The following is a 24,819-nucleotide window of genomic DNA, read 5'->3' as shown; positions in this document are numbered from 1 at the left end:
AAAACACGAACCATGCAAGTTATTCTCATACAAGACGTCGAAAACCTGGGCGGGTCCAATGAGCTGGTGACCGTAAAGAACGGTTACGCCCGTAACTACCTGATCCCGCGGAAGCTGGCGGTGGAAGCCAGCCCTTCCAACCTGAAACAGCTGGAAGAAAAGCAGAAAGTACGCAAGGCGAAGGAAGACAAAATGCTGGCCGAGATCGCCCGCGTAAAGGAAGTGCTGCTGGCTACTCCCCTGAAGATCGGCGCCAAGACCGGCACTACCGGAAAAATATTCGGAAGCGTCACCCCGCTGCAGATCGGACAGGCCATTCGCGAACAGAAAGGCTACGAAATAGACCGGCGCCGCATTCATATCCTGGATGAGGTGAAAGAGCTGGGATCCTACAAGTCCCGGATCGATTTCGGAAACGGCCAGGAAGTGACCCTCGATTTCGAAGTGGTGGCCGAATAAGAAAGCACCACACGGTTATTCCCGTAACTTCTTCAACCCCTGCCGGGCTTTTCACCCAACGGCAGGGGTTGTTTTTTTATTCGTACCGCAAAGCTACGATGGGATCGAGCCGGGAAGCCTTTATGGCAGGATAGATCCCCGAGGCCAGTCCTACGATACTGCAGATCACAATGCCCGTTATGATCATCAGCCAGGGTATGACAAAGCCGGACTTCATCAGCAGGGACACCACATTGCCGACCATAATACCCAGCAGGATGCCCAGCGCCCCGCCCATCAGGCTGATCAGGATGGCTTCGTATACAAACTGACGGCGGATGGTGGCCGCTTTGGCCCCGATGGCCTTGGAAACACCGATCTCCCGGGTGCGTTCCGCTACCGATACCAGCATGATATTCATCAGCCCGATGGCCGAGCCAAACAGGGTGATAAAGCCGATAAACAGCGCCGCCAGCTTTACCTTGCTCAGGCTCCCCATCAGCATTTCCGCCAGGCTGTCGCTTTTGCTGATGTAAAAGTTGTTCTCTTCGTTGAAGTGCAGCTTACGGACCGTCCGGAACAGGCCCGTAGCCTCCCCCTGGGCCGCCTCCATGTTCTGCACCTTGTCCACCATAACGCCGATCTGGAAGGAGGCATAGGGGATATCAAACACTCTTCGTACATTATTTACCGAGGTGATGATAATATTATCCGCATTAAAAAGGTTGCTGCTTCCCTTGGATTTCAGCACGCCGATCACCCGGTAGCGTACCGTTCCCAACCGTACGGTGCCGTTTTCCACCCCTTTCATGTTGTCCCCGAAAAGCTTCTTGGCTACATCCTGCCCGATCACCGCTACATTGCTCCCCGAGCTTACATCCGACTCGTTAAAGTTACGCCCCAGGGTGAGGTCGTACCCGGACAGCTTCAGGTAATTCTCATCGCCGCCCATTACCTGTACGTTGGGGTTGGTCTTTTTTTCGCCGTGAAATACGGTGACGGCGCCGGCAGACCGCACGGATATGCTTGTGATGGCCCCGGGGAAATGATAGCGCTCCTTAAAGGCAAGGGCATCCTGGTAAGTGATGGTATTGTTCCGCCGGGAGGTTTTTACCTTTTTCCGGTCGTTTTTATTTTCCTTGGTGGCTTTTTCATTCCCAAACCGTACGTTCATCTCCCAGTTCCGGATATTGAACCCGTTGGCGCCCATACTGGCAAAATTGCTGTAAATGCTGGAACGGATGCTTTCGATAGCGGTAAAAATGCCTACCAGGGCCATGATGCCGAAAGCAATAATGGCCACCGTAAGGCCGGTACGGAGACGGTTCCCCTTTACGGAGCGGAAAGCCAGGTATAAGACGTCCTTGATGAGCATAGGCAGTAAGCATAAAATTACTGCAAAAAAGATTGCGGACGAAACCGGGCATGATAATACTTTATCACACAGGAAGGAACCCCGCTACAGCCAGTTGAGGATCAGACCGGGAAATACGCCCAGGGCGATCACCAGCAGGGCGGTCAGCAGCAGCATTCCCTTAAAGCCCGGGGTTGCTTCCTGAGCCATAGCGGTCTCCCCTTCGTTGGCCGGTTTGAAATACATGGCCCAGATGACCCGGAAATAATAAAAAGCGCTGATGGCGGCGCAGCATACCGCTAAGATGACCAGCCACAGCAGCCCCCCGCTCTGTACGGCGGCAGACAGCATAAAATACTTGGCCAGGAACCCTGCCGTAGCCGGAATGCCCACGAGAGAAAAAAGGAAAACGGCGGTCAGCAGGGCCAGCAGCGGCTGCTGCCGGGCCAGGCCGTTGTATCCGTCATAGGTATAGTCCTTCAGCTTCAACAATACGGCAAAGCAGCCGATGGTAGCGAGACTGTAGGCGGCGGCATACAGCAGGATACCCTGCCAGGCCAGGTCATTGAAAGCGATGACCGCAAAAAGCATAAAGCCGGCCTGCGCGATGCTGGAATATGCCAGCATCCGCTTCACGCTTTGCTGGAACACGGCCGTCACATTCCCGATCACCAGGGTGGCCGCGGTAATCACCGACAGCACCGTAATCCAATGTGCGGAAACGGGGGCGGCGCTGAAAGAAATGTGGAACAGGCGGATAAAGGCCACGAAACCTGCCGCCTTTACCACCGTGGAGATAAAAGAGGTAAACACGGTGGGCGCTCCGTCATACACATCGGGCGTCCAGAAATGAAAGGGGGCGGCGGATACCTTGAACGCCAGGGCAAAAGCGATGAGGATAACCCCTGTCAGCGACAGGATGTTCCCGTTTTCCGCCAGGTTCAGCTGACGGATATCAAAGCTGCCTGCGGCGCCGTAGATGAAGGCAATCCCCAGCAACAGCACGCCCGTGGAAAAAGACCCCATCAGGAAATATTTCAGGGAGGCTTCGCTGCTTTTCAGGTTGCGCTTATCGCTCCCCGCCAGGATGTACTGAGGAATGGAAATGATCTCTATGGCCAGGAACAACATCAGCAGGTTGCCATACGAGGAGGTCAGAGTTACCCCGCAAAGGATGAAAAAGATGAGCCCGAAATACTCTCCCACATACTCCCCCACTGCCGCAAAGGCTCTTCCCGAAAGCAGGAAATAAACCAGGGTGCATCCCAGGGCTACGGCATTGAACAGGATGCTGAAGCGGTTGACCGACAACATATGGTTATACAGGTCCGTCGCTTCGGTTCCGTAGCAGGCGAAGTCCAGCAGATTCAGCACAAAAGCCACCGCTATACCCGCAACAGCCAGAGAGCTGATAACGGATTTGTTCTTTATAAACAAACCGGACAGCATCATGACAATTCCGAATACCGCCGTAAATACTAATGCGTTCATAGGTTCTTAAATAAAACTTTTTATATCTTCCTGCCTTATCCCCGCAGGGCCCATAACGTTTGCGTGGTATGGCCAACCAGCTCAAGCAACGGTTTCGGATATATGCCCAGAAATAATATCAGGCCGATCACCACGGCAACGGCCAGCCATTCGTGGGTCTTTATATCCTTTATCTTCTCCGTCAGGCTGTTGGCATCCCCGAAGATCACCCGCTGCAGCATCCTCAGGATATAAACGGCGCCGAGTATGATCGCCAGGCCGGCGACCGCCATCATCCATCCGTTATAATGATACAGGCCGCTGAACATCATGAATTCCCCGACAAAGCCGCTGGTGAGGGGAAGGGCTACATTGCCCAGGCAGATGATCATAAAGGCAATGGCTATACGCGGCGCTTTCAGCGCGATACCGCCCATATCCCCGATGGCTTTGGTGCCCAGGCGCTGCTCCAGCATTTCCACCACCACCCAGAGACCGGTGATGATAATGCCGTGGTTAAACATCTGCACCAGCACCCCCTGCATGCCCACCTCCGATCCCGAAAACACGGCAGCGCACATCAGACCCATATGGGCGATGGACGAATAGGCAAAAAGACGTTTCAGATCTGTTTGTACGATGGCAATGCAGGAAGCATATACGATCCCGATCACTGAAAGCAGGATCACCAGGTGCGACCAATGGGCCACGCCTTGCGGCAATACCGGCAATACCCAGCGGATGATGCCGAAAAGCCCCATCTTCACCATGATCGCGGAAAGCACCATCGTAACAGGGGTAGGCGCCTGCTCATAGGTATCCGGCTGCCAGGTATGAAACGGGAATACCGGCATCTTGATGGCAAAAGCGACAAAGAACAGCCAGAACAGCCATTGCTGCTCCCCTGCTCCCAGCTGCAGATGGGTAAAGGCTTCCCAGGAGAAGCTATGGGTACCCGGCGTCTGGAAATAAAGATAGATGATACCTACCAGCATCAGCAGGGAACCAAAAAAGGTATATACGAAAAATTTAAAGGTAACGGCTATACGCCTTGGCCCGCCCCAAATGGAACAGAGAAAATAAACCGGGATCAGCACCAGCTCCCAGCATACATAAAACAGCAGGGCATCATAGGCGGTAAATACCCCCATAAGGCCTGCCTGCGTAAGCAGCATAAGACCGTAAAAATGATGAGGCCTTTCATAATCGTGCCGCAGCGCGGCCAGAAAGATAACGACATAGGTCACCGCGGTCAGCAGCACCAGCATCATACCCATGCCGTCCAGGCCGATGCTGAAGCGGCTGCCCAGCTGCCGGATCCAGGAAACATCCAGTCCCAGGCCGGAAGGATCCTGCCGGAAAGCCACCCCTGCCGTAGCCGCCAGGGCCAGCGTTACCAGAGCGGTCGCCAGGGACCAGATTCTTGCGCCGTTACCCTTCAGTCCGAAGGTGATCAGGCCGCCCAGCAGGGGGATAAGTATCAGTAAAAAAGTCAACATAGCTTACAGTCTGCTCATCATTATTGATCTCACAAAAAGATTCCGACTACCAGTAATATTACCATCCCCACCACCATGGCAAAGATGTAAAAGCCCACCTGTCCGGTCTGTATCATCCGTACCTGCCGGCTTCCCCAGCGAACGCTCCTGCCTACGCCGTTTACCAAACCGTCGATGCCTGCTTTTTCCACGACGCGGTCCAGCATTCCCGAAATGCTTTTCAGGGGCCGCCCCACCGCCGCATCATACAGCTCGTCCACATACCATTTATCCGCCAGCACACGGGCAAAGCCGGAGAACGGCTTCCCGTCGTCTTTATATCTGTTGAACAGCCTCAACGCCCACAGTATCATAATGATCACCAGGGCGGTAGCTATGGCCATCAGCAACAGTTCGGTCCGGTGCGCCGCTTCATGCCGCACTATAAAGGGTTGCGAGGGTGCAAATACAGGCGCCAGGAAGGCAGACAGCCCGTGATGGCCGCCCAGCACTTCCGGGATACCCACCCATCCGCCTGCAATGGCCAGCAGGGCCAGTACGATCAGCGGCAGCGTCATAGCGGGGGGACTTTCATGCAGATGATGCCGCTGCGCTTCGGTGCCCCGGAATGTTCCGTGAAAGGTCATCGCCAGGGCGCGGAACATATAAAAGGCCGTCATCAGCGCGCCGGCCAGCCCCACAACATACAGCAGTGGACTTGCCGCAAAAGCCTGCCCCAGGATCTCATCCTTGGAAAAGAAGCCGGACAGCGGCGGGATGCCCGCAATGGCAAGACAGGCGATCAGGAAGGTGATATAGGTGATCTTCATGGGGCCTCTCAGGCCGCCCATCTTCCGCATATCCTGCTCTCCGCCCATGGCATGGATAACCGAGCCGGCGCCGAGGAACAGCAGGGCCTTGAAAAAGGCATGCGTCATCACATGAAAGACGGCGCCTGTGTAAGCCCCTACGCCAAGACCCAGGAACATATAACCAAGCTGACTTACCGTGGAGTAAGCCAGCACTTTTTTGATATCGTTCTGCTTCAGGGCAATGGAGGCGGCAAACACAGCCGTCAGCACGCCCACCACCGCCACCACCCATTGCGTAGCGGGCGCCAGCGTGTACAACACGTTGCTGCGGGCGATCATATACACCCCGGCCGTTACCATGGTAGCGGCATGGATCAGGGCGGATACCGGGGTAGGACCGGCCATAGCGTCGGGCAGCCAGGTATAAAGCGGTATCTGCGCAGATTTGCCGGCAGCCCCCACAAACAACAGCAACGTAATGCCCGTCAGCACAGTCGCATGCATACCCAGCCCCGCCGCCTTGGGAAACACTTCCGTAAAGGTGAGGGTCCCGAACTGCTGCAGCATCCAGAACAGGGCGATCAGGAAACCAAGGTCCCCGATGCGGTTCATGATAAAGGCCTTGTTGGCCGCCTTGGTAAAGTCTGCGTTTTTAAACCAGAAGCCGATCAACAGGTAAGAGCAGAGCCCTACACCCTCCCAGCCGATGAACATGATCACATAGTTGGCGCCCAGCACCAGCAGCAGCATGGAGAACACAAAAAGGTTGAGGTAGGCAAAATAGCGGGCAAACCCCTCCCCGCTTTCTTCATGCATGTATGCCGTGGAATACAGGTGGATCAGAAAACCCACCCCGGTAATGATCAGCAGGAAAAGGCTGGTCAGCTGGTCCACATAAAAATCAAAGGGAAGATGCAGGGAACCGGCAGAAATAAAATCGAAGAGATGTACCGTCTGAGCAGTGAATCCGTCGGCGCGTACGGCGTTGAAGATACCGCAGGAGATCAGGAAGGAAGCCAGTACCGTCAGGCAGCCGATTATACCCGTAACCCCCTTCGGGAAAACCCGTCTTCCGACGCCATTCAACAGAAAGCCAAGCAGGGGAAAGCAGGGAACCAGCCAAACAAGATTGATCATAATTATAGTGCTATGTTTCTTTTTTTAGTGTTTCAACCGGTTCAGGATATTGATATCCACCGCATGCGTATGGCGGTAAGTCATCACAATAATGGCCAGGCCTACAGACACTTCCGCAGCAGCCACCACCATGATGAAAAAAACGAACAGCTGTGCGGCAGCATCGTGATGCAGCTTCGAAAAAGCCACCAGCAGAAGGTTCACCGCGTTCAGCATCAGCTCTATGCACATAAAGATAATAATGGCATTCCGGCGCATCAGCACGCCCGTCACCCCGATGCAGAACAAAGCCACTGCCAACCAGATGTAATATTGTACCGGCATATAATCTTGTTTATTGCTTTTTCCCGATTACGATGGCGCCGATCATGGCGCTCAGGAATAAAATACTGCTTACTTCAAAGGGAACCACAAAATCGCTGAACAGCGACCGGCCGAGGTTCTGTATCAGACCGATATCCGAATGCCCCTGCAGCACCGCGGTGCTGGCCGATTGCTTCAGCGCCGCCACCAGCACTACCAGCAGCAGCCCCCCCGAAATGGCGCCGGCAAACTTGACCAGGCTGCGCTTCTGGGGTTCTATCTCGGCATTCAGGTTCATCAGCATGATCACAAAAAGAAACAGCACCATGATGGCCCCGGCATAAACAATGATATGCACCACGGCCAGGAACTGCGCGTTCAGCAGAACATAATGCCCGGCGATGGCAAAGAAGGTAACGATCAGCGACAACACGCTGTACACCGGGTTTTTTGCCGCCACCACGCTGATCGCGGAACACAGCGCGATAACGGTCAGAACCCAGAATAAAATCTCCTGTATGCTCATGCTTCGGGTGCTTTTTCGGGGAAGGGGATCAGCAGGTCGTCTTTTCCGTAAATAAATCCCTTACGTTTATAATTGGAGGGGGCAAAGGTTTCGGTGAGGTAGATGGCATCCTTGGGGCAGGCCTCTTCGCAAAAACCGCAAAAGATGCAGCGCAGCATATTGATCTCATATCTGGCGGCATACTTTTCTTCCCGGTACAGATGCTCTTCTCCGGGTTGCCGCTCGGCGGCTTCCATGGTAATGGCCTCCGCGGGACAGGCAACTGCGCACAATCCGCAGGCCGTGCAGCGCTCACGTCCTTCCTCGTCCCGGTTCAGGATGTGCAGGCCGCGGAATACCGGACTGAAGGGACGTTTTTGCTCGGGGTAATTGACGGTAGCCTTCTTTTTAAAGAAGTGTTTTAACGTGATCCCCAGGCCGCGGACAATAGCAGGCAGATACAGCCGCTCCCAAAAGGTCATGGGACGGCGGTTCACTGCTTTCGCCCGGTTTGTCAATGCTTGCATAGCTGACTCCTTTCTATTATTTCCCTTTGCGGGAATTATTTTTACTGTTGCAGATAAAGCACTATTCCTCCCGTGATCAGCAGGTTCACCAGCGCCAGCGGTATCAGCACCTTCCAGCCGAGGTTCATCAGCTGGTCGTAGCGGAACCGGGGTATGGTCCATCTCACCCACATAAAGAAAAACAGGAACAGTACGATTTTTATAAACAAGGCCACGATCCCCAGTATACCCAGCAGGTTGGGAGACACATGCAGGCTGTCCATGCCCGGAAAGCTGTAGCCGCCAAAATAGAGGGTGGCCATCACCGCCGAGCTGATGAACATGTTGATATATTCGGAAAAAAGATAAAAGCCCAGCTTCATGGAGGAGTATTCGGTATGAAAACCGCCCACCAGCTCCGACTCGCATTCCGCCAGGTCAAAAGGGGTACGGTTGCATTCCGCAAAGGCGCATACCAGGAAGATGAGAAAACCAAGGGGTTGATACACCACATACCATACTCCCTGGCGTTGCTGCTCCACGATATCGCGCAGGCTGAGCGATCCGGAAAGCATCAGCAGGGCGATCAGCGAAAGCCCCATGGCCAGCTCATAGGAGATGATCTGGGAGGCCGCCCGTATGGCGCCCAGCAATGAAAACTTATTATTGGAAGCCCAGGCGCCGATCATGATGCCGTAAACGCCGAGACTGACCACGCCAAAGATAAACAGCACGCCTATATTCACATCGGCCACCTGCAGGGGGATGGTATGCCCGGCGATGGTCAGGCTGTCGCCCCAGGGGATGACCGCGCTGGTCATACAGGCGGTGAGCATGGCAATGGAAGGTCCCAGCACAAAGAGAAAGCGGTTGGAGTTGGCAGGGATGATCTCTTCCTTAAAGAACAGCTTTCCCCCGTCGGCCAGGGGCTGCAGGATACCAAAAGGTCCTGCCCGGTTCGGACCACGCCGGTCCTGTATAAAGCCGGCCACTTTTCTTTCGGCATAGGTGGAGTACATCGCTATAAACAGCGATATGCCGAGGATAACGGCGATCAGTATCAGTTTCTCAACCAGCAAAAATGTTTCGATCTGTAACAGCATATGCTTTGGCTATAACCTGGTATTGCGATAAGTCACTTGCTTTCTTCTTCCGGCTTTCCGCCTTTCTCCAGCTGCCGGGGTCCCTGGTTGAACACGTCCGAGCTGGCCGGGCCGGGAATGGCAGACAGCTCAATATCGGGCCGGTTCACCGCGCTGACGCTGTGAATATCCATCAGCAGCTTTGGCTTACGCCCTTTCATCACGCGGGAAACGGTCTCGCGGGGCATCACCGTCTTTTCGTAGTGACCCTGCGAAATCACGCTGTCGCGATTGATGTGCCGCGGCCCCTCGATCACCCAATCCTTTGCCTCTTTTTTATCATAGCGGCATTCATTGCAGATAAACGACTCCACTTCTCCGTACTGGTCTTTGCGCGCCGTAACGCGGAATATCTCGTCGCCGCGCATCCAGAGCACCGTCTTACCGGAACATTTCGGACAATCGCGGTGCGCATCCATAGGCTTCAGGAACCAGACGCGGTTCTTGAACCGGAATGTTTTGTCGGTAAGCGCTCCTACCGGACAGACATCGATGACGTTTCCGCTGAAATCGTTGTCAATTGCCTGGTGGATGTAGGTGCTGATCTCCGAATGATCGCCCCGTCCGAGAATGCCGTGCACCCTTCCGTCTGTCAGCTGCTGGGCAACATATACGCAGCGGTAGCAGAGGATACAGCGGTTCATGTGCAGCTTTACCTTATCCCCGATGTCGATCACCGGGAAGGTACGCCTGCCGAATTCATAGCGGGTAGCATCGGCACCGTGCTCATAGGAAAGGTTCTGCAGATCGCATTCCCCGGCCTGATCGCAGACGGGGCAATCCAGCGGGTGGTTGATCAGCAGGAACTCCACGACTCCCTTACGGGCTTCCAGCACCTTTTCGCTCGTGATGTTTTTTACCACCATGCCGTCCATTACCGTGGTACGGCAGCTGGCCTGCAGCTTGGGCATGGGGCGGGGATCCTTGGCGGAGCCCTGCGCCACTTCCACCAGGCAGGTGCGGCATTTTCCGCCGCTGCCTTCCAGCTTGGAATAATAGCACATGGCGGGGGGAACCACATCGCCGCCGATCATACGCGCGGCCTGCAGCACGGTAGTGCCCGGCGCCACCTCGATGGTGATGTCGTCTATGGTGACTTTAAATTTCTGTTCTTCGCTCATTGCTCAGCTTGTTTTTTCGCCAATGGTTCTGTCCGTCGGCAAAGCCTTTGGCTCCCGACGGCAGGCTGCTCAGGAGGCGGTTACCTCCAGCGGATCGGCATAATGGGCCAGTCCGTAGTTGCGCTGCTGCGCTTCTTCGGGATGCAGGATATGCCATTCAAACTCATCCCGGAAATGGCGGATCGCAGCAGCGACCGGCCATGCAGCGGCATCCCCCAGCGGGCATATGGTGCGGCCGTCGATCTTTTGCTGGATATCCCAGAGCAGATCAATATCGCTCATCTTGCCCTTGCCGTATTCAATGTTGTGCAGCACTTTTTCCATCCATCCCGTTCCTTCCCGGCAGGGGCTGCACTGACCGCAGCTTTCGTGATGATAAAAACGCGCCAGCGTGAGGGTATGGCGGACCACGCACTGGTCTTCGTCAAATACGATAAACCCGCCCGACCCCATGGCCGAGCCGGTGACAAAGCCGCCGTCGCCCAGGCTCTCGTAGGTCATCAGACGCGGTTCTCCCTTTGCGGTCTTCAGCAGGAGGTTGGCCGGCAGGATGGGGACCGAAGAGCCGCCGGGAATACAGGCTTTCAGCTTCTTGCCTCCCGCTATACCTCCGCAGTATTCGTCGGAGAAGATAAACTCCTCTACCGTCAGGTTCATTTCGATCTCATATACCCCCGGCTTGTTGATATTTCCGCAGGCGGAGATCAGCTTGGTACCGGCGGACTTGCCCGTACCGATCTTGGCATATTCCTCCCCGCCGATGTTGATGATGGGCACCACCGCGGCCAGCGTTTCCACATTGTTGACCACCGTGGGACAGTCCCATACGCCCTTTACCGCCGGGAAAGGAGGCTTGATGCGGGGATTCCCCCGTTTGCCTTCCAGTGATTCGATCAGCGCGGTTTCCTCACCGCAGATATAGGCGCCTGCCCCGCGGTGAACATATATTTCAAGATCAAAACCGGTGCCCTGGATATTCTTCCCAAGCCAGCCGTGCTGCCGGGCCTCTCCGATGGCCTGTTCCAGGATATCGGGTATCCAGGCATATTCGCCGCGGATATAGATATAAGTACGGTTCGATCCCAGCGCGTAGCTGGAGATCAACAGCCCCTCGATGAGCAGGTGGGGGATAAACTCCATCAGGTAGCGGTCCTTGAAGGTACCCGGCTCGGATTCATCGGCATTGCAGACCAGGTAGCGGGGCACACCTTCCGGCTTGGCCAGAAAGCTCCACTTCATTCCCGTCGGAAAGCCGGCTCCCCCGCGTCCGCGCAGGCCGCTCTTTTTTACTTCTTCCACCACGTCCCCGGGCGCCAGCTTCAGCGCCTTCTCCGCCGCCGCATAGCCGCCGTGCTGCCGGTAGGTATCGTAATACCGGATGCCTTCGATATGCGCTTTATCCAATAATAATTTTCTGCCCATAAGTCTGCCCTTTACAGGGTTTTAAATGAGTGCCGGCACAGGCGTTTACGGCTGTTGTACCGGAGTACTGAATATCTGCTTCAATACATATTTTCCGGCCAGGGGACCTTCCACTTTCCGACCCGCCTGATCCAGCTGGATCAGGGAAGAATCCGACAAGAGGTATTTCCCGGGCGCGTTTTTTAATCCCTTCAGCACGATCGTATCGCCGGAGCGGGTCCAGCTGCCTTTTTCCGAAAACTCGTTGCTGCCCGGCCCCTTGGAAGCTCTTCCGTAATAGAGGATATGCACTTCATAGGTAGCATCCGGGTACAGGTTTACCGTGGTTTCCACCCCGTCGCAGTCTGCGCAGGGCAGCACCCCGCTGTAGCTGTCAAAATCATCGGCGGCCTCCCCTACTGCTGCGGATATCAGACTATCTGCATCCAGCTTTACCGAATCAGCTGCCGCCTGGTCGCCGCCCGTATCGCTATGGCTGCAGGCCGTCGTCAGCATCACCGGTATTATCCATAAAAAGGCTGTCCGCATCATAGTTTTAATTCAGCACGCCGGCATTTTTCCGGCATTCTTCAATAATCGCATCCACCCGCTCCGGAGTAAGATGCTCCCTGAAATGCTTTCCCAGCTGCATCATGGGGGCATATCCGCAGGCGCCGAGACATTCCACCGTTTTCAGGGTAAATAAACCGTCCGGAGTGGTTTCTCCCACGCCGATGGACAAACGCTTTTTGATATAAGCGATGATATTATCAGAGCCGTTCAGCATACAGGGGCCGGTCTGGCACACTTCAAAGACATATCTGCCCACCGGCTTCAGGTTGAACATGCTGTAGAAGGTAGCTACTTCATAGACCTCTATATTCCGGAGCTGCAGCAGGCCCGCGACATAATCCATCCATTCCACATTGAGCCATCCGTTGTTCTCCTCCTGCGCCAGGTGCAACAGGGGGATGACGGCGCTTTTCTGCCTGCCTTCCGGATAACGGGCAATGATCTCCTTTGCCTTGCTCAGCCTTTCGGGTGAAAATTCCATTTCAGTTTATTCCTATATTGGTTAACGGTGCTCCTGATACCGGCGGCCGGTTATCTGATTTTCTGTTTCCGGTCTTCCGTACACACCCATTCTTACGCGTCCAGCTCTCCCGCAATGAGGTTCAGGCTGCTCATGCAGATGATCGCATCGCTCAGCAATCCGCCCTGGATCAGCTCGGGATACGCCTGGTAATAGATAAAGCAGGGTCTGCGGAAATGCAGCCGGTACGCGCTGCGTCCGCCGTCGCTGATCAGGTAAAAGCCCAGCTCTCCGTTGGCGCCTTCCACCGAATGATATACCTCGCCGGGCGGAGCGTCCACCTCACCCATGATGATCTTGAAATGCCAGATGAGCGCCTCCATCTTCGTATATACGTCGGCTTTAGGCGGCAGATAGTATTCAGGCGCGTCGGCATGGTAAACATCCGCAGGCTCGCTCTCCATTTTCCGGAGGGCCTGCCGTATAATATCCATGCTCTGCCACATCTCTTCGTTTCGTACCAGAAAACGGTCGTAGCTGTCGCCCGTGCTGCCTACCGGTACCTGGAAGTCAAAATCCTGATAAGATGAATACGGACTGGCCACCCGTACGTCGTAATCCACGCCGGCGGCACGCAGGTTAGGACCGGTAAATCCGTAGTTGAGCGCCCGTTCGGCACTGATGGCGCCCACGCCCACGGTGCGGTCGATAAAGATCCGGTTACGGTTGAAGAGGTTTTCAAACTCTTTCAGCACTGCAGGATATTCGTCGAGAAACTTATCCAGCTTCCGGAATACGGTATCGTTAAAGTTACGTTCAAACCCGCCGACCCGGCCGATATTGGTGGTCAGGCGGGAACCGCATATCTCTTCATAGATCTCATAGATCAGCTCCCGGTACTGCATGACGTAGAGAAAACCGGAAAAAGCGCCGGAGTCTACGCCCACTACAGAATTACAGATCAGGTGATCGGCAATGCGCGCCAGCTCCATGATGATCACCCGCATATAGTCCACCCGCTTGGGCGTTTTCACGCCAAGTAGCTTTTCTACCGTAAGATGCCATCCCATATTGTTGATAGGGGATGAACAGTAGTTCAGCCGGTCGGTAAGGGGGGTAACCTGATAAAAGGGCCGGCGTTCGGCAATTTTCTCAAAGGCGCGGTGGATATATCCTACCGTGGATTCCGCGCTCATCACCCGCTCTCCGTCCATTTCCAGGATATTCTGGAATACGCCGTGGGTGGCGGGGTGGGTAGGTCCGAGGTTGAGGGTGCTCGTCTCCTTCTGGAGGGAGTCCTCCTGGAGCCTGATATGCCGTTCTCTGGTCTGTTGTTCCGTCATGGTTCCTGCACTTAATACGCCGGGAAATAAAAATTCCCGCGTTCCGAAAAACAGGGATAAACATCCGTACTATGATCCGGTCCGCTCATCCCCGTCCGAACATTTCATCATCCTTGTCGATCCGGGTCTGGTCCTCCAGGGGATATTCCTTACGCATGGGGAAATAGTCCATCTCGGGAACGTTCAGGATACGCGTGAGGTTGGGATGTCCCGTAAATTCTATTCCGAAAAAGTCATACGTTTCCCTTTCCATCCAGTTGGCGGTGGCGAACAATGCCGTAGCGGTATAGACTTTCGGATCCTGGATATCGGTAAACACCTTCATACGGAGACGGATATTGTCTACCAGGTTATGAAGATGATATACCACCGCCAGCTCCGCGCCTTTCCGGTCCGGATAATGCACGCCGGTCAGGTCGGTGAGGAACTGGAAATTCAGGTCGTCGTACAAAAACTGCAACACCTTCAGGTTGAGCGTCTTCGGAGCTGTAAAGGTGAGCATCTCATAAGGCATTTCAAAATCCGTCAGCTCTGCTCCGAACTTTTCCGTCAGGCGTTGTTGTATGTCGTCATAGGTAAGGGCCATATCCCGGAACCGCCTGCTGCGGCGGTGTGCTGTTTTATAATAATGAGCAATACTTATCTGTGTCTGCAGTCTGCCGTATCAGGCAATGCCGTAACTGTTCAGCAATTCCTTATACCGTTCGGAATGCCTCCTGCGGAGGCTTTCCTGGCCGATCAGCTCCTGCACCTTGATGATGCCATCCAGGATGGCTTCGGGTCTGGGGGGGCAGCCGGGAACATATACATCCACCGGAATGATCTGATCGATGCCCTGCAATACGGAATAAGAGTCAAAAATGCCTCCGCTTGAGGCACAGGCGCCGACGGCCAGTACCCATCGGGGTTCGGCCATCTGCAGATAAACTTCCCGCAGCACGGGCCCCATCTTCTTGGCGATGGTACCCATTACCATCAGCAGGTCGCACTGCCGGGGGGTGAAACCCAGCCGTTCCGCACCAAACCTGGCCAGGTCGTAATGCGCTCCCATGGTGGCCATAAACTCGATGCCGCAGCAGGAAGTGGCAAAAGGCAGCGGCCAGATGGAATTTTTTCGCGCCATGCCGATCACCTTATCAAAAGAAGTGGCAAAAAAACCCTGCCCCGAGTAGCCCTCGGGCATTTCGACCGTTTTTATCTTTGTATTGAACCGAACCGGACGTCCCATGATCACTTAATCAGTTATCGGCCCGCCGTCTGCCGGACCGGATGATAAAACATTGTCATCTGCTGTTGTCCGCTTTTTAACGGCCAGATGGAACCTTGCATATTAACATGTCCTTACGCAATAGCTATTATCATGCTCGGCTTCTACCGATAATAACAAATTACCAGGAGGTATGTTCCCCCGGCGGGGCCATACCGGGCAATTGTTTTTGCCCTCCGTCAGTCCTGCCATTTCAGCACGCCACGCTTCAGGATATAAAAGAACCCGCACAGGAAGAAGCCGATAAACATCAGCATGGCCGTGAATCCCCCCCATCCCAGCGAGCGGAAATTTACCGCATAGGGATAAAAGAAGATAACTTCCACGTCGAACAATACAAACAGGATGGCGGTGAGAAAATACTTGACGGCAACCGGCCGGCGCGCATTTCCGAGCTGCTCGATGCCGCATTCGAAATTTTCCAGCTTATCGGCGGTTTTCCGCTTGGGGCCCAGCAGGTGGGTGGCCGCCATTACGGCGCCCACGAACAAAACGGCTATAATCAGCTGTAATGCAATGGGTAAATAGTTTACCGGCGCATTGGATGCTGTATCCAGCAGGTATAGATGAAAAGACATGACTTTTTAACCTCCTCAAGTCATTTTAGACGCGCAAAAATACGCTAAGTTGTAGAAAATACAAACTAAATGAGGGCTATTTCAGGGCCCGGTAACGACAAATGCCTTCCCGGGGGAAGGCATTTGTCAAAAACGAAATGACTTATAAAAAGGCGGCTTGCGGCCTTATTGTCCGCCTGCGGCGGCTTTCTTCTTGTTATAATCCTGCATTTTCTTCTGGTACTCATCCATCTGTTTCCAGTAATCCGCCAGCGTCTTCGCGCCTTCGCTGTTCGGGTCGACGGACTGCATCTTATTGATATAGGTCATGGCATTATCCCGGTCCTTCTGCTTGGTATAGTAAGCGGCGATGTTGTACAGGATAGACTGGGCTTCAGGGCTCTTGGGATCCACTTCGGCCAGCAGCTTGTCCGCGTACTCGGCGGCCTTCGGATAGTCGCCCTTGTTTACATAATAGGCGCCGAAGTAGGTATATATCTTACGCAGCTGCGAGGTTTTGTCGCTTTTCTGCGCTGCGGTATCCGTCTTGACCTTTTCCAGGTAGGTATTGAAGGCCTCGATCGGCTTGCCCGTATAGGCCGTATCCTGGGCGGCCTGGGACAGCCCCAGATAATAGTAGCCCGAGGTCTGTTCCGGCATTTTCTTTGTCATCTCGCCAAAGGCAGCTTCAGCAGCCGGGTAATCCTGGGCCACATATTTGCTGTAGGCATAGTAGAAGTAGTCAAACGAGCTGGGGGCGCCCTTGTTCACGTCAATGGCTTTCTTATACCAGAGGGCGGCGCCTTTCCAGTTGTTCTTGTTACGCAGTGTTTCGGCCTGCTGGCGGATATAGCTCAGATCGCTGCTGGTATCGCGGTCCACGGCTTTCTGGAGATATTCGTTCCCCTTCTCCTGATCGTTCAGCTTGAAGAGGATGTCGGAATACAGCTGGTAGTCAAAGCCGAGCACCTTGCTGGTATCCTGACGCTGGAAGTAGGTATCCATGCTCTGTTTGGCGGCGGTGGAATCGCCCATCTTAAGCTGGCTGAGGGCCATCAGCTTGTACAGCCGGGTTTTGGTCTCCTCGTTGGTCAGCTTGTCCATCAGACCCTGCGCCTGGGATACAGCGTCGCTGAACTTACCCTGCATAAACTGGATATCCACCAGGTTGATCTGGGAATTCACCTTGTCATCGGTCAGGGCCATGTATTTATTGAGATATTCTTCTGCTTTTTGCGCATCCTCCCGGTTGAGGGTTTGGTAGATCTGGTCCCGGTAGTAGGCAAACAAGGCGTAGAAGCCGGGGCCGTAATTGGCATCCACGGCTACGGATTTTTCCCAGTTCATACGGGCCAGGCTGTCCTGCCGGGCGCGATCCCACAGGTTACCGGTAGCATAATAAGCGCCGGCGTAGTTCTGGTCGGCGGTCACGGCATTTTCATAATTGGTCACCGCCTGTCCGCCACCGCTGGGCGTGTTGGCATATACATCGCCGATGGCGACGTAATCTTCCGGCTTATAGTCATATTTCCGGTTTTTCTTATCGTCCTGGAACTGCTTCAGCAGACCCAGCGCAAACTGTTCGTCCATGGCGGGGTCCTGGGCGGTAGCCTTCAGGATAGCGCGCACTACGTCGAAATCCCGTCCTTTTGTAGCATCAAATGCTTTCTGGAACTGCTGCTTTGCGGCGTCGTACTGCTTGTCGTGAATGGCGATGGCGCCTTCTCCTACCATATTCAGGGCAGAGGAGCCATCTGTCTGCAATCCCTTATCAAAATCCGCTTTTGCGGCCTTGTAGTCCGCCATTCCCATATCGGCCAGGCCCAGGTAATAATAGGTTTCGGCCTGGGGTTTTGAAGAAGCCATTTGCTGCAATTGCTGTTTGGCGGTTGTATACTTCTGGTAGTAAAGATTTTTCTTCGCATCATCCAATGACTGCGCAAAAATCACTTGTGCCATGCATAACAATAAAACAGCTGTCAAGCACATCCTTTTTTTCATCGGTTTCGTTTTTATTCGTTTTTTAATTGGTTTTGTTTAATGTATAGTTGCGTCTCGAAATACAATATTAAGGCGGGCGGGGAACAGGCGGTGCTGACCGATGATCAGCTGCCCCTGATTGCCTCCCAGGAAGTTCGCAAAACCCGTGCCCAATCCGAAATAAGGTTCCCGGAGCACGAAATAAAATGCCCGCGTGAGGGGATAGCTCTTCAGGGCGATATACGCCTGAAATGGCTTGAAATAATACGAAGAGGTAGCCGGGTCGAAGCCGGGATTCTGCCGCTGCACCTGCAGGGTGGAATCACTCATCAGGCCTACCACCCGGATCTTGTTCAGGAAGCTGAGTCCCGTGGAATCATAGGGGTTGGATATCCAGCTTACACCGATCACCCCTACCGCATTTTCATGTCCGGCCACATAGTCCACCACCTCGGCGCAGCCATTGGCTGCCTTGGTATTGGACGGCAGGGGCTTACCCCGGTTGATGGAGTCGATCGCATACCGTACGAGGCTTGAATTCTGATGGTCAAAGACCAGCTCGTATCGGTTGCCGGTCTGCCCGCCCATCAGCGCCCTCACCTCGTCCATCGTCATCGTGGTATCCCGGTTGGCCGGGTTCACAATCAGGGCCACGGCATCCCAGGCCAGTATTTTGGCGGTAATATGCGTTTTGTTGTCCTGGAAATATTTTTTCTCCGTGCTGTTCAGGTCCCGTGTTACGATGACCAGCTTGGCGCTGTCGTTGATCAGGTCTTTGAAACATTCGGCTTCCGGCTTGTAATCCACGATAATATGGGCATCCGGGTGAAGGGTTTCAAATACGCTGATCTCCGAGTCGATCAGCGGCTTATAGGACTCATCTACGCTGATGTGCACCGTTCCGGAAGTCTGCGTGTCCCGTTGCGTGCCCGAATTGGAATGACAACCCAGGGCCAGCAGGGCCAGACATCCAGCAATATATTTTTTTACACCGCTTCTCATAAAAAATAACGCATGCCCTGCGGGCAACGATGATCTTTGCATCAAAATATCTTTTTCCAGCCACGGAACAGCCGGAACAAACCGTAAATCACCAGCAGGGCTCCCAGGCACCACATGATGACGGAGGACAATCCCATATCGAATCCCAGCTTTTTGGCAAACAATACGGCCAGGCCTCCCAGCAGATAGAGCAGCCCCATCACGTAATCAAATAAAGTCCGGAATTTTACGTAGGCTCCTGTTCTCTTGTTTCGCTCGTCAATATTCATGGTATGTCCGTCAGCAAGTATACAAAAAAAATATTTTTAACCCGGAAATTATTATTTGAACTACTGGACAGATGCGGGGAACGCGCTTTTCCATACCCCGGAGCCGGAACTGCCTTTTTTTAACATTTCTTTAGGAAAAATCAGCCTCCCGTCCTTCCACCCCGCTTCCCTTCCTCCGTTTATTCTTTTATTGTCTTGTCACTTGCCTTTCACCTTTTACCTTTCGCCTTTCATCCTCCACCTTCTACCCTTCGCCTCCATTTTCCCTTTAGGAGGTCAGGGGTTTTCAATTATCTTTATCCTTTATTTGCGCCTATGAAAATACTGATGGTCTGCCTGGGGAACATCTGCCGCTCCCCGATGGCGGAAGGCATTCTGCGGGAAAAAGTCCGCATTGCAGGGCTGGACTGGGAGATCGACAGCGCCGGCACCGAAAGTTATCATGTCGGGGAAGCGCCTCATCCGCTGGCCCGGAAGGTAGCCCGACTTCACGGTATCGATATTTCGGGCTTAAGGGCCCGTAGGATGACCAAATCGGACTTCGGATATTTTGATAAGATCTATGCCATGGCCACCGACGTATGTGAGGAGATGCAGGCTATCGGCCGGCAGGAGATGGATATGCAAAAGGTGGACCTGCTGCTGAACCTGCTTTATCCCGGTGAAAACCGTTCCGTACCGGACCCCTGGTATGGCACCGAACCCGATTTCCATTCCGTATATACCTTGCTGGACAGTGCCTGCAGCAAGATGGTGGCTTCGTACGTCCAGGCTGCCGGCAGCTGAATCCCCGACTTGCCTGATCCTGCTGCGGCTAAAACCGGTATTGCAGCCGGCAGGTAAACACGTCATCGGCAAGGTCTTTTCCCAGCCCCGATACCGACGTAGGCTCGTTCAACACCCGGTCGTACCACAAGGTCAGCTTCAGGTGCTCGTTCACATAATAGATATAACCGCCTCCGAAGGTGTCAAAGCGCATATCGGCCTCCCCGGTATAGCCGGATGCCGCTCCCACTTCCCGGCCCTTTACCCGGATATTGGGGTCATACCAGTCGTATTTGAGGCCCAGCTGGTGTTTTTCGCTGCCGAGGTTTTGTAAAAGATAAAAATAGGCACCGTCAAAGCGGCGGATATACAGGGGGCTGTAGCGGCCGGCATCATCTTCCGGGATCACCGGCGGGGTTTCGCTGCTCAGCGCCGTGCCCGTCTGTATCCCCCGGATATACTCCGCCCTGAGCAGGGTAGCGCCGCTGCGGTTAGGGATTTTCAGCTGCAGGTCGGCCCCGTAATAATGCCTCGGGGCGATCCGTCCCGTATTGGAAACGGAGGAATCCTTCCGGAAAACCGGCTTGCCCGGCACCGTCCGGTAAATGACGGGGGTAAACTGTTCCATTCCACCGTACAGCAGGGAAACGCCGCCGGAAAGCATCCACCCGGCGCGGCCAAGGCGCTGCGGCTTTACCCGGATCCGGCCGATAAAGTCTTTGTGGCTGTCAAAGTCTGCCGGCCCCGCCAGCCCCTGCCCGTTGAACAGGCCCGCATCCACCTCCAGGAAGCGCAGCGGCTGACCCGCCCGCCTGGGCTCAAAGGTGATCATGGCCCCCAGGTCTCGTTCTGTTTTCATCAGGATCTGGGACATCCGTCCCCGCTCGGGAGATTCCCGGTCTGAGGAGGAAAGGTTCACCTCATATCCGAAGGGACGGGCAAACATGCCGGTCGTCAGCGAAAACAGGCTCCATCTGTTTTCAAAAAAGCGGCCGAAGAAATCCCGGATGGCCACGCCGCGTTCCGTGCCGTCAAACTGGAAAGCCAGCTGTACCACCGGCATATCATCCCGGTTGTACCGCTCATAATCGATCCGCAGGCGGCCCCGGCGGAGCATGAACCGGTTGTTCACCCGTTCCGGAAAATCCCCGCCGGCATAACCTTTGGCGCCTTTTGACTGGGACCATTGAAACTGGGGCTGAAAATACCCGCTCAGCTGCAGCATGTCCTTGCCCTTGTGCAGGTACAAGGCCCCTTTTCCGGCGCTGCTGGTATCGATCGCATCCATGAGGAACTGCGCCCGGCAAAGGCGGGCAGAGGACAGGCAAAGCAGCAACAGCAAAAGAATCCGGGCGAGGGACATAGGCTTTCGGATAAGGGTCAAAAATAGCGGAAATATCCCTACCATCCGGAGCGGCATGACCTTCCCCGGCGGGCGCGGGCAGGTAAACAAAAATTTGCCCTAATTTTGCCCCCTTTAAGCACCATGAACAAACCGACCATACCCAAAGGCACACGCGACTTCGGACCTGACGTAGTAAGAAAACGGAATCATATCCTCGGCACCATCCGCCGCACCTTTGAGCTGTACGGCTTTCAGCCGCTGGAAACGCCGGCCATGGAAAACCTTTCCACCCTCACCGGCAAATACGGCGAAGAGGGGGATCAGCTCATGTTCAAAATCCTCAACAACGGGGATATTTTTTCTGCCGCCCAGCAGGCCGGGAACAGCAGGGAGCTGGTAAGCAGGGTTAGCGAAAAGGCATTGCGTTACGACCTGACGATCCCTTTTGCCCGCTATGTGGTCATGAACCAGCATGAGCTGGCCTTTCCCTTCAAGCGGTACCAGATACAGCCGGTATGGCGGGCAGACCGGCCCCAGAAAGGACGGTACCGGGAGTTTTACCAGTGCGACGCGGACGTGGTCGGCAGCAGTTCGCTGCTGAATGAGGTGGAGCTGCTCGCTGTCTATGACCAGGTTTTTCACCGCCTCGGCCTCCGGGGCTATACCCTCCGGATCAACAACCGGAAGATACTCAGCGCGCTGGCCGACCGCTGCGGGAAGCCGGAGCAGCTGACCGCCATCACCGTGGCCATCGACAAGCTGGACAAGATCGGAGCAGAGGGGGTAAAAAAGGAACTGGCGGAACGGGGTCTCTCCGGGCAGGAAACCGCCGTGATTGAACGCTTCCTGTCGATACAGGGCAACAATGAAGAGAAGCTGGACCGGCTCCGGGAGCTTTTTGCCGGGCATGAAACCGGACTGAAGGGCATCGAGGAGCTGAGCTATGTGCTGCATGCCGACCTGGCCGCCCGGCATACCGTGCCGGTACTGGACCCTACCCTGGCCCGGGGCCTTAATTATTATACGGGCATCATCATCGAGGCCAATGCTCCCGCCACTGTCAAGATCGGGAGTATCGGCGGGGGCGGGCGTTACGACGATCTTACCGGGCTCTTCGGGCTGACGGGTCTTTCGGGAGTAGGGATCTCCTTCGGGGTAGACCGTATTTACGACGTGCTGGAAGCCCTGCAGCTTTTCCCCGAAGCCGGCGCCGCCTCCACCCGGATACTTTTTCTGCACCTCGGGGACGACAGCATAAAGACAGCTTTCCCGCTGATGGAAGCGCTCCGGGACCGCGATATCCCGGCTGAGATATTCCCCGATCCGCTGAAACTGGACAAACAGCTGAAATATGCCGCCAAGCGGGGTATACCCCATGTGGCGATCATCGGCGAGCAGGAGCTGCAGGAAAACACCGTGAGCCTTAAAAACCTGGAAACGGGGCACCAGGAGAAGATACCGCAGGCACAACTGGCGAACCGCAGCTTCTGAACAAGAAGATTCAGGGATTTCCCTGCCTGTATTTTTCCAGGGCCGACCGCAGCAATCCCTTGAAGCGTTCGATATCCGCATCATACCCGCCGGCGTTCAGCAACACTTTTCCGTTCTGGTCCACGAACACGTAGTTGGGCTGGGCATTGCTGTTGATCAGCATGGCTTCGAAATCGAGGTTCTTGGCGCCCATGTTACCGATCTTTCCCCCATCCAGCTTGGAGATATAGCGCTCTTCTTCCGGCAGCGCGGTCCGGTCGTCCACATAGAGAGAGGCCACCACAAAATCATTTTGCAGCATACGGCGCACTTCGGGGTCGGACAGCACCTCCCGCTCCATCCGCCGGCAGTTGGCACAGCTGTGACCGGTAAAATCGATCATCAGCGGTTTTTTCTCCGCCCTGGCCGCCGTGATGGCTTCATCATAATCGAAAAAGGCTGCTACTCCGGGTATTTCCGAATGCAGGATATCGGTATAGCGTTTCGGCCGGATGCCGGAGGCAGAGGCGGGTGCGGTACCCGATATGCCGCTGGTCTGGATATCGTAAAGATTAAAATCCTGGGTTCTCATCTCGGGGAGCCAGGCGCTGATGCCTTTCAGGGGCGCCCCCCAGAGACCGGGGATCATATACACCGTAAAGGAAAGCGCGGCAATGGCAAAGAACAGGCGGGTTACCGTCAGATAAGGCACGTCGCTGTCGTGCGCCAGCTTCAGCTTACCCAGCAGGTAAAGCCCCAGCAGCCCGAAGATCACGATCCAGAGGCTGAGGTATACCTCCCGGTCCAGCAGCCGCCAGTGATAAGCCAGGTCGGCGCTGGAAAGAAACTTCAGGGCCAGCGCCAGCTCTATAAACCCCATCGATACCTTCACGGTATTCAGCCAGCCGCCGGACTTGGCCAGCCTGTTCAGCAGACCGGGGAAGACGGCAAACAAGGCAAAGGGAACGGCCAGGGCCAGGGAAAAGCCGAAAAAGCCGATGACGGGCCCCAGTATGCCGCCCCGGGCGGTCCATACCAGCAGGTTGCCGATAAAGGGAGCCGTACAGGAAAAAGAGACCACCACCAGGGTGAGGGCCATAAAAAAGATCCCGGTAAAGCTGCCAAGACCGGAACGGGCATTGATCTTATCGGTCCAGGTACCGGGCAGCACGATCTCGAAAGCGCCCAGGAAAGAGATCCCGAAGATCAGGAAAAGCACGAATACAAAGATGTTGAAAACGGCGCTGCTGGACAGCTGGTTCATGGCACGTGGGCCGAAGATGAGCGTTCCCAGGAACCCCAGCAGGGTGAAGATGAGGATGATCGAAGCGGAATAGTAAACAGCATTGCGGATACCCTGTTTCCGGGTCTCGCTGCGCTTGGTAAAAAAGCTGACCGTAACGGGTATCATCGCATAGATGCAGGGCATGATCAGCGCGGCAAAGCCCGCCCCCAGCCCCAGCAGGAAGATGGCCCAAAGGGATATCCGGCTGGCGTCTTCAGGGATCCCCTCCGGACTGGACGCCGTGGTATCCGGAGCGGCCGCTGCCGGAGGCGCGGCCCTGCTTCCGCCGAGTGCGGCGGCGGGTGCAGAAGCCACCGTCAGCTCCCCGCCGGCCATGACAAAGGAAAAGGGAACGGTTTTCGGCGGAAGGCATTCCTTATCGTTACACGCCATGTATTCGAGCGATCCCTTTACCCGGGCATCCGGAGCGGTGACCGTCACACGCTGTACAAAATCAACCTCATTTTCAAAATAGCGGAGCCGGGAGTCGAAAACGGGATCCTGCTTTTCGATCAGCGCTCCTTTCTCCTGTACCGCGCCGTCGCGGCGGATGCCGGAAGTATCCTCGAACCGGAAAGAAGCGGGGATAGGACCTTGTCCCGACTGCTGGGCGTATACATGCCAGCCTTTGTCGATACGGGCGGTCATGTGCAGCTCGTAGGTTTTATCTGCCATTTTATGAGCGCTGAATGTCCATTTTACCGGGGTCAGCAGCTGGGCATGCAGGAAAAAAGGAGCAAGCAGCAAAACCGCGGTGGTCATTATCCTGTTCTTCATGTCGGGTATATAGATTAGGCCTTATACGCTTACAGGCTAACCGGGGTTAGCCTGTAAGC

The 24,819-nt window shown here is 54.9% G+C and carries 24 protein-coding genes; 3 read left to right on the top strand and 21 right to left on the bottom strand.

The window, feature by feature from the left end; translation table 11 throughout:
• Positions 1-12 precede the first annotated feature (12 nt).
• Positions 13-459, top strand: a complete 447-nt coding sequence (gene rplI, locus ABD851_RS03345; RefSeq protein ID WP_344975313.1) for a 50S ribosomal protein L9 — start codon at positions 13-15, stop codon at positions 457-459.
• A 76-nt stretch (positions 460-535) separates the two neighbouring features.
• Here the strand turns inward: rplI and ABD851_RS03340 are convergent, their stop codons facing one another.
• The 19 genes from ABD851_RS03340 to ABD851_RS03250 form a co-directional block, all read right to left on the bottom strand.
• On the bottom strand, positions 536-1,813 hold the full coding sequence (locus ABD851_RS03340) for an ABC transporter permease (protein WP_344975310.1): 1,278 nt from the start codon (positions 1,811-1,813) through the stop codon (positions 536-538).
• 84 nt (positions 1,814-1,897) lie between these two features.
• Positions 1,898-3,283, bottom strand: a complete 1,386-nt coding sequence (locus ABD851_RS03335; RefSeq protein WP_344975307.1) for an NADH-quinone oxidoreductase subunit N — start codon at positions 3,281-3,283, stop codon at positions 1,898-1,900.
• Positions 3,284-3,318: 35 nt separating this feature from the next.
• Entirely contained in the window at positions 3,319-4,761 is a 1,443-nt protein-coding gene (locus tag ABD851_RS03330; protein ID WP_344975304.1) for a complex I subunit 4 family protein, read from the bottom strand.
• 29 nt (positions 4,762-4,790) lie between these two features.
• Positions 4,791-6,689, bottom strand: coding sequence for an NADH-quinone oxidoreductase subunit L (gene nuoL / locus ABD851_RS03325; RefSeq protein ID WP_344975301.1), 1,899 nt, complete (start codon positions 6,687-6,689; stop codon positions 4,791-4,793).
• A 24-nt stretch (positions 6,690-6,713) separates the two neighbouring features.
• Entirely contained in the window at positions 6,714-7,013 is a 300-nt protein-coding gene (gene nuoK / locus ABD851_RS03320) for an NADH-quinone oxidoreductase subunit NuoK (RefSeq protein ID WP_344975298.1), read from the bottom strand.
• A gap of 10 nt (positions 7,014-7,023) precedes the next feature.
• Positions 7,024-7,518 (bottom strand): NADH-quinone oxidoreductase subunit J family protein, encoded by a 495-nt coding sequence (locus ABD851_RS03315; protein ID WP_344975295.1) that lies wholly within the window; start codon positions 7,516-7,518, stop codon positions 7,024-7,026.
• Positions 7,515-8,024: an NADH-quinone oxidoreductase subunit NuoI gene (nuoI, locus tag ABD851_RS03310; RefSeq protein ID WP_344975291.1), complete on the bottom strand. Its 510-nt coding sequence runs from the start codon at positions 8,022-8,024 to the stop codon at positions 7,515-7,517. The genes ABD851_RS03315 and nuoI overlap by 4 nt, the downstream gene beginning before the upstream one ends.
• A gap of 41 nt (positions 8,025-8,065) precedes the next feature.
• Positions 8,066-9,106, bottom strand: coding sequence for an NADH-quinone oxidoreductase subunit NuoH (nuoH, locus tag ABD851_RS03305; protein ID WP_344975286.1), 1,041 nt, complete (start codon positions 9,104-9,106; stop codon positions 8,066-8,068).
• Positions 9,107-9,138: 32 nt separating this feature from the next.
• Positions 9,139-10,266: an NADH-quinone oxidoreductase subunit G gene (locus ABD851_RS03300; protein ID WP_344975283.1), complete on the bottom strand. Its 1,128-nt coding sequence runs from the start codon at positions 10,264-10,266 to the stop codon at positions 9,139-9,141.
• A 69-nt stretch (positions 10,267-10,335) separates the two neighbouring features.
• Complete coding sequence (gene nuoF / locus ABD851_RS03295) at positions 10,336-11,688, bottom strand: NADH-quinone oxidoreductase subunit NuoF (protein WP_344975280.1); 1,353 nt, start codon at positions 11,686-11,688, stop codon at positions 10,336-10,338.
• A 45-nt stretch (positions 11,689-11,733) separates the two neighbouring features.
• Positions 11,734-12,219 (bottom strand): copper resistance protein NlpE, encoded by a 486-nt coding sequence (locus tag ABD851_RS03290; RefSeq protein ID WP_344975277.1) that lies wholly within the window; start codon positions 12,217-12,219, stop codon positions 11,734-11,736.
• A 4-nt stretch (positions 12,220-12,223) separates the two neighbouring features.
• Positions 12,224-12,721 carry an NADH-quinone oxidoreductase subunit NuoE family protein gene (locus ABD851_RS03285; RefSeq protein WP_344975274.1) on the bottom strand — a complete coding sequence of 166 codons (498 nt, stop codon included), beginning with the start codon at positions 12,719-12,721 and terminating at the stop codon, positions 12,224-12,226.
• A 92-nt stretch (positions 12,722-12,813) separates the two neighbouring features.
• Entirely contained in the window at positions 12,814-14,043 is a 1,230-nt protein-coding gene (locus ABD851_RS03280; RefSeq protein WP_344975271.1) for an NADH-quinone oxidoreductase subunit D, read from the bottom strand.
• Positions 14,044-14,128: 85 nt separating this feature from the next.
• A complete protein-coding gene (locus ABD851_RS03275) occupies positions 14,129-14,629 on the bottom strand; it encodes an NADH-quinone oxidoreductase subunit C (RefSeq protein ID WP_344975268.1) in 501 nt (166 codons plus the stop codon).
• A 78-nt stretch (positions 14,630-14,707) separates the two neighbouring features.
• Complete coding sequence (locus ABD851_RS03270) at positions 14,708-15,271, bottom strand: NADH-quinone oxidoreductase subunit B (protein WP_344975265.1); 564 nt, start codon at positions 15,269-15,271, stop codon at positions 14,708-14,710.
• A 218-nt stretch (positions 15,272-15,489) separates the two neighbouring features.
• A complete protein-coding gene (locus ABD851_RS03265) occupies positions 15,490-15,888 on the bottom strand; it encodes an NADH-quinone oxidoreductase subunit A (RefSeq protein WP_344975262.1) in 399 nt (132 codons plus the stop codon).
• A gap of 165 nt (positions 15,889-16,053) precedes the next feature.
• Positions 16,054-17,826, bottom strand: coding sequence for a tetratricopeptide repeat protein (locus ABD851_RS03260; RefSeq protein ID WP_344975259.1), 1,773 nt, complete (start codon positions 17,824-17,826; stop codon positions 16,054-16,056).
• A gap of 78 nt (positions 17,827-17,904) precedes the next feature.
• The gene (locus ABD851_RS03255) at positions 17,905-18,891 is read right to left on the bottom strand and encodes a PstS family phosphate ABC transporter substrate-binding protein (RefSeq protein WP_344975255.1); all 987 of its coding nucleotides are present in this window, start codon (positions 18,889-18,891) and stop codon (positions 17,905-17,907) included.
• Positions 18,891-19,118, bottom strand: a complete 228-nt coding sequence (locus ABD851_RS03250) for a hypothetical protein (RefSeq protein ID WP_344975252.1) — start codon at positions 19,116-19,118, stop codon at positions 18,891-18,893. Before ABD851_RS03250 ends, ABD851_RS03255 begins: the two co-directional genes overlap by 1 nt.
• A 315-nt stretch (positions 19,119-19,433) precedes the next feature.
• Here ABD851_RS03250 and ABD851_RS03245 point away from each other — a divergent pair, with 315 nt between their 5' ends.
• Positions 19,434-19,904 carry a low molecular weight protein-tyrosine-phosphatase gene (locus ABD851_RS03245; protein ID WP_344975249.1) on the top strand — a complete coding sequence of 157 codons (471 nt, stop codon included), beginning with the start codon at positions 19,434-19,436 and terminating at the stop codon, positions 19,902-19,904.
• A 28-nt stretch (positions 19,905-19,932) separates the two neighbouring features.
• On the opposite strand, the gene ABD851_RS03240 is transcribed toward ABD851_RS03245, so the two are convergent.
• Positions 19,933-21,246, bottom strand: a complete 1,314-nt coding sequence (locus ABD851_RS03240; RefSeq protein WP_344975245.1) for a porin — start codon at positions 21,244-21,246, stop codon at positions 19,933-19,935.
• A gap of 123 nt (positions 21,247-21,369) precedes the next feature.
• On the opposite strand from ABD851_RS03240, the gene hisS reads away from it, so the two are divergent.
• Positions 21,370-22,719: a histidine--tRNA ligase gene (gene hisS, locus ABD851_RS03235; RefSeq protein ID WP_344975242.1), complete on the top strand. Its 1,350-nt coding sequence runs from the start codon at positions 21,370-21,372 to the stop codon at positions 22,717-22,719.
• A gap of 10 nt (positions 22,720-22,729) precedes the next feature.
• On the opposite strand, the gene ABD851_RS03230 is transcribed toward hisS, so the two are convergent.
• Complete coding sequence (locus ABD851_RS03230) at positions 22,730-24,760, bottom strand: protein-disulfide reductase DsbD family protein (protein WP_344975239.1); 2,031 nt, start codon at positions 24,758-24,760, stop codon at positions 22,730-22,732.
• Between the last annotated feature and the right edge of the window lie 59 nt (positions 24,761-24,819).

Source organism: Compostibacter hankyongensis (assembly GCF_039541075.1).
GTDB classification, from domain to species: Bacteria; Bacteroidota; Bacteroidia; order Chitinophagales; family Chitinophagaceae; genus Compostibacter; species Compostibacter hankyongensis.
Note: the sequence above shows the minus strand (reverse complement) of the source record. Positions and strands in the feature narration are given on the sequence as shown.

Coding starts and splice junctions, on each gene's coding strand:
- ABD851_RS03330 (WP_344975304.1), bottom strand. CDS start 4,761: ATGTTGACTTTTTTACTGATACTTATCCCCCTGCTGGGCGGCCTGATC.
- ABD851_RS03245 (WP_344975249.1), top strand. CDS start 19,434: ATGAAAATACTGATGGTCTGCCTGGGGAACATCTGCCGCTCCCCGATG.
- ABD851_RS03300 (WP_344975283.1), bottom strand. CDS start 10,266: ATGAGCGAAGAACAGAAATTTAAAGTCACCATAGACGACATCACCATC.
- ABD851_RS03260 (WP_344975259.1), bottom strand. CDS start 17,826: ATGGCACAAGTGATTTTTGCGCAGTCATTGGATGATGCGAAGAAAAAT.
- ABD851_RS03250 (WP_344975252.1), bottom strand. CDS start 19,118: ATGAATATTGACGAGCGAAACAAGAGAACAGGAGCCTACGTAAAATTC.
- nuoI (WP_344975291.1), bottom strand. CDS start 8,024: ATGCAAGCATTGACAAACCGGGCGAAAGCAGTGAACCGCCGTCCCATG.
- hisS (WP_344975242.1), top strand. CDS start 21,370: ATGAACAAACCGACCATACCCAAAGGCACACGCGACTTCGGACCTGAC.
- nuoH (WP_344975286.1), bottom strand. CDS start 9,106: ATGCTGTTACAGATCGAAACATTTTTGCTGGTTGAGAAACTGATACTG.
- ABD851_RS03340 (WP_344975310.1), bottom strand. CDS start 1,813: ATGCTCATCAAGGACGTCTTATACCTGGCTTTCCGCTCCGTAAAGGGG.
- rplI (WP_344975313.1), top strand. CDS start 13: ATGCAAGTTATTCTCATACAAGACGTCGAAAACCTGGGCGGGTCCAAT.
- ABD851_RS03240 (WP_344975245.1), bottom strand. CDS start 21,246: ATGTCCCTCGCCCGGATTCTTTTGCTGTTGCTGCTTTGCCTGTCCTCT.
- ABD851_RS03255 (WP_344975255.1), bottom strand. CDS start 18,891: ATGCAAAGATCATCGTTGCCCGCAGGGCATGCGTTATTTTTTATGAGA.
- ABD851_RS03290 (WP_344975277.1), bottom strand. CDS start 12,219: ATGATGCGGACAGCCTTTTTATGGATAATACCGGTGATGCTGACGACG.
- nuoL (WP_344975301.1), bottom strand. CDS start 6,689: ATGATCAATCTTGTTTGGCTGGTTCCCTGCTTTCCCCTGCTTGGCTTT.
- ABD851_RS03285 (WP_344975274.1), bottom strand. CDS start 12,721: ATGGAATTTTCACCCGAAAGGCTGAGCAAGGCAAAGGAGATCATTGCC.
- ABD851_RS03265 (WP_344975262.1), bottom strand. CDS start 15,888: ATGTCTTTTCATCTATACCTGCTGGATACAGCATCCAATGCGCCGGTA.
- nuoF (WP_344975280.1), bottom strand. CDS start 11,688: ATGGGCAGAAAATTATTATTGGATAAAGCGCATATCGAAGGCATCCGG.
- ABD851_RS03335 (WP_344975307.1), bottom strand. CDS start 3,283: ATGAACGCATTAGTATTTACGGCGGTATTCGGAATTGTCATGATGCTG.
- ABD851_RS03315 (WP_344975295.1), bottom strand. CDS start 7,518: ATGAGCATACAGGAGATTTTATTCTGGGTTCTGACCGTTATCGCGCTG.
- ABD851_RS03280 (WP_344975271.1), bottom strand. CDS start 14,043: ATGACGGAACAACAGACCAGAGAACGGCATATCAGGCTCCAGGAGGAC.
- ABD851_RS03230 (WP_344975239.1), bottom strand. CDS start 24,760: ATGAAGAACAGGATAATGACCACCGCGGTTTTGCTGCTTGCTCCTTTT.
- nuoK (WP_344975298.1), bottom strand. CDS start 7,013: ATGCCGGTACAATATTACATCTGGTTGGCAGTGGCTTTGTTCTGCATC.
- ABD851_RS03275 (WP_344975268.1), bottom strand. CDS start 14,629: ATGGCCCTTACCTATGACGACATACAACAACGCCTGACGGAAAAGTTC.
- ABD851_RS03270 (WP_344975265.1), bottom strand. CDS start 15,271: ATGGGACGTCCGGTTCGGTTCAATACAAAGATAAAAACGGTCGAAATG.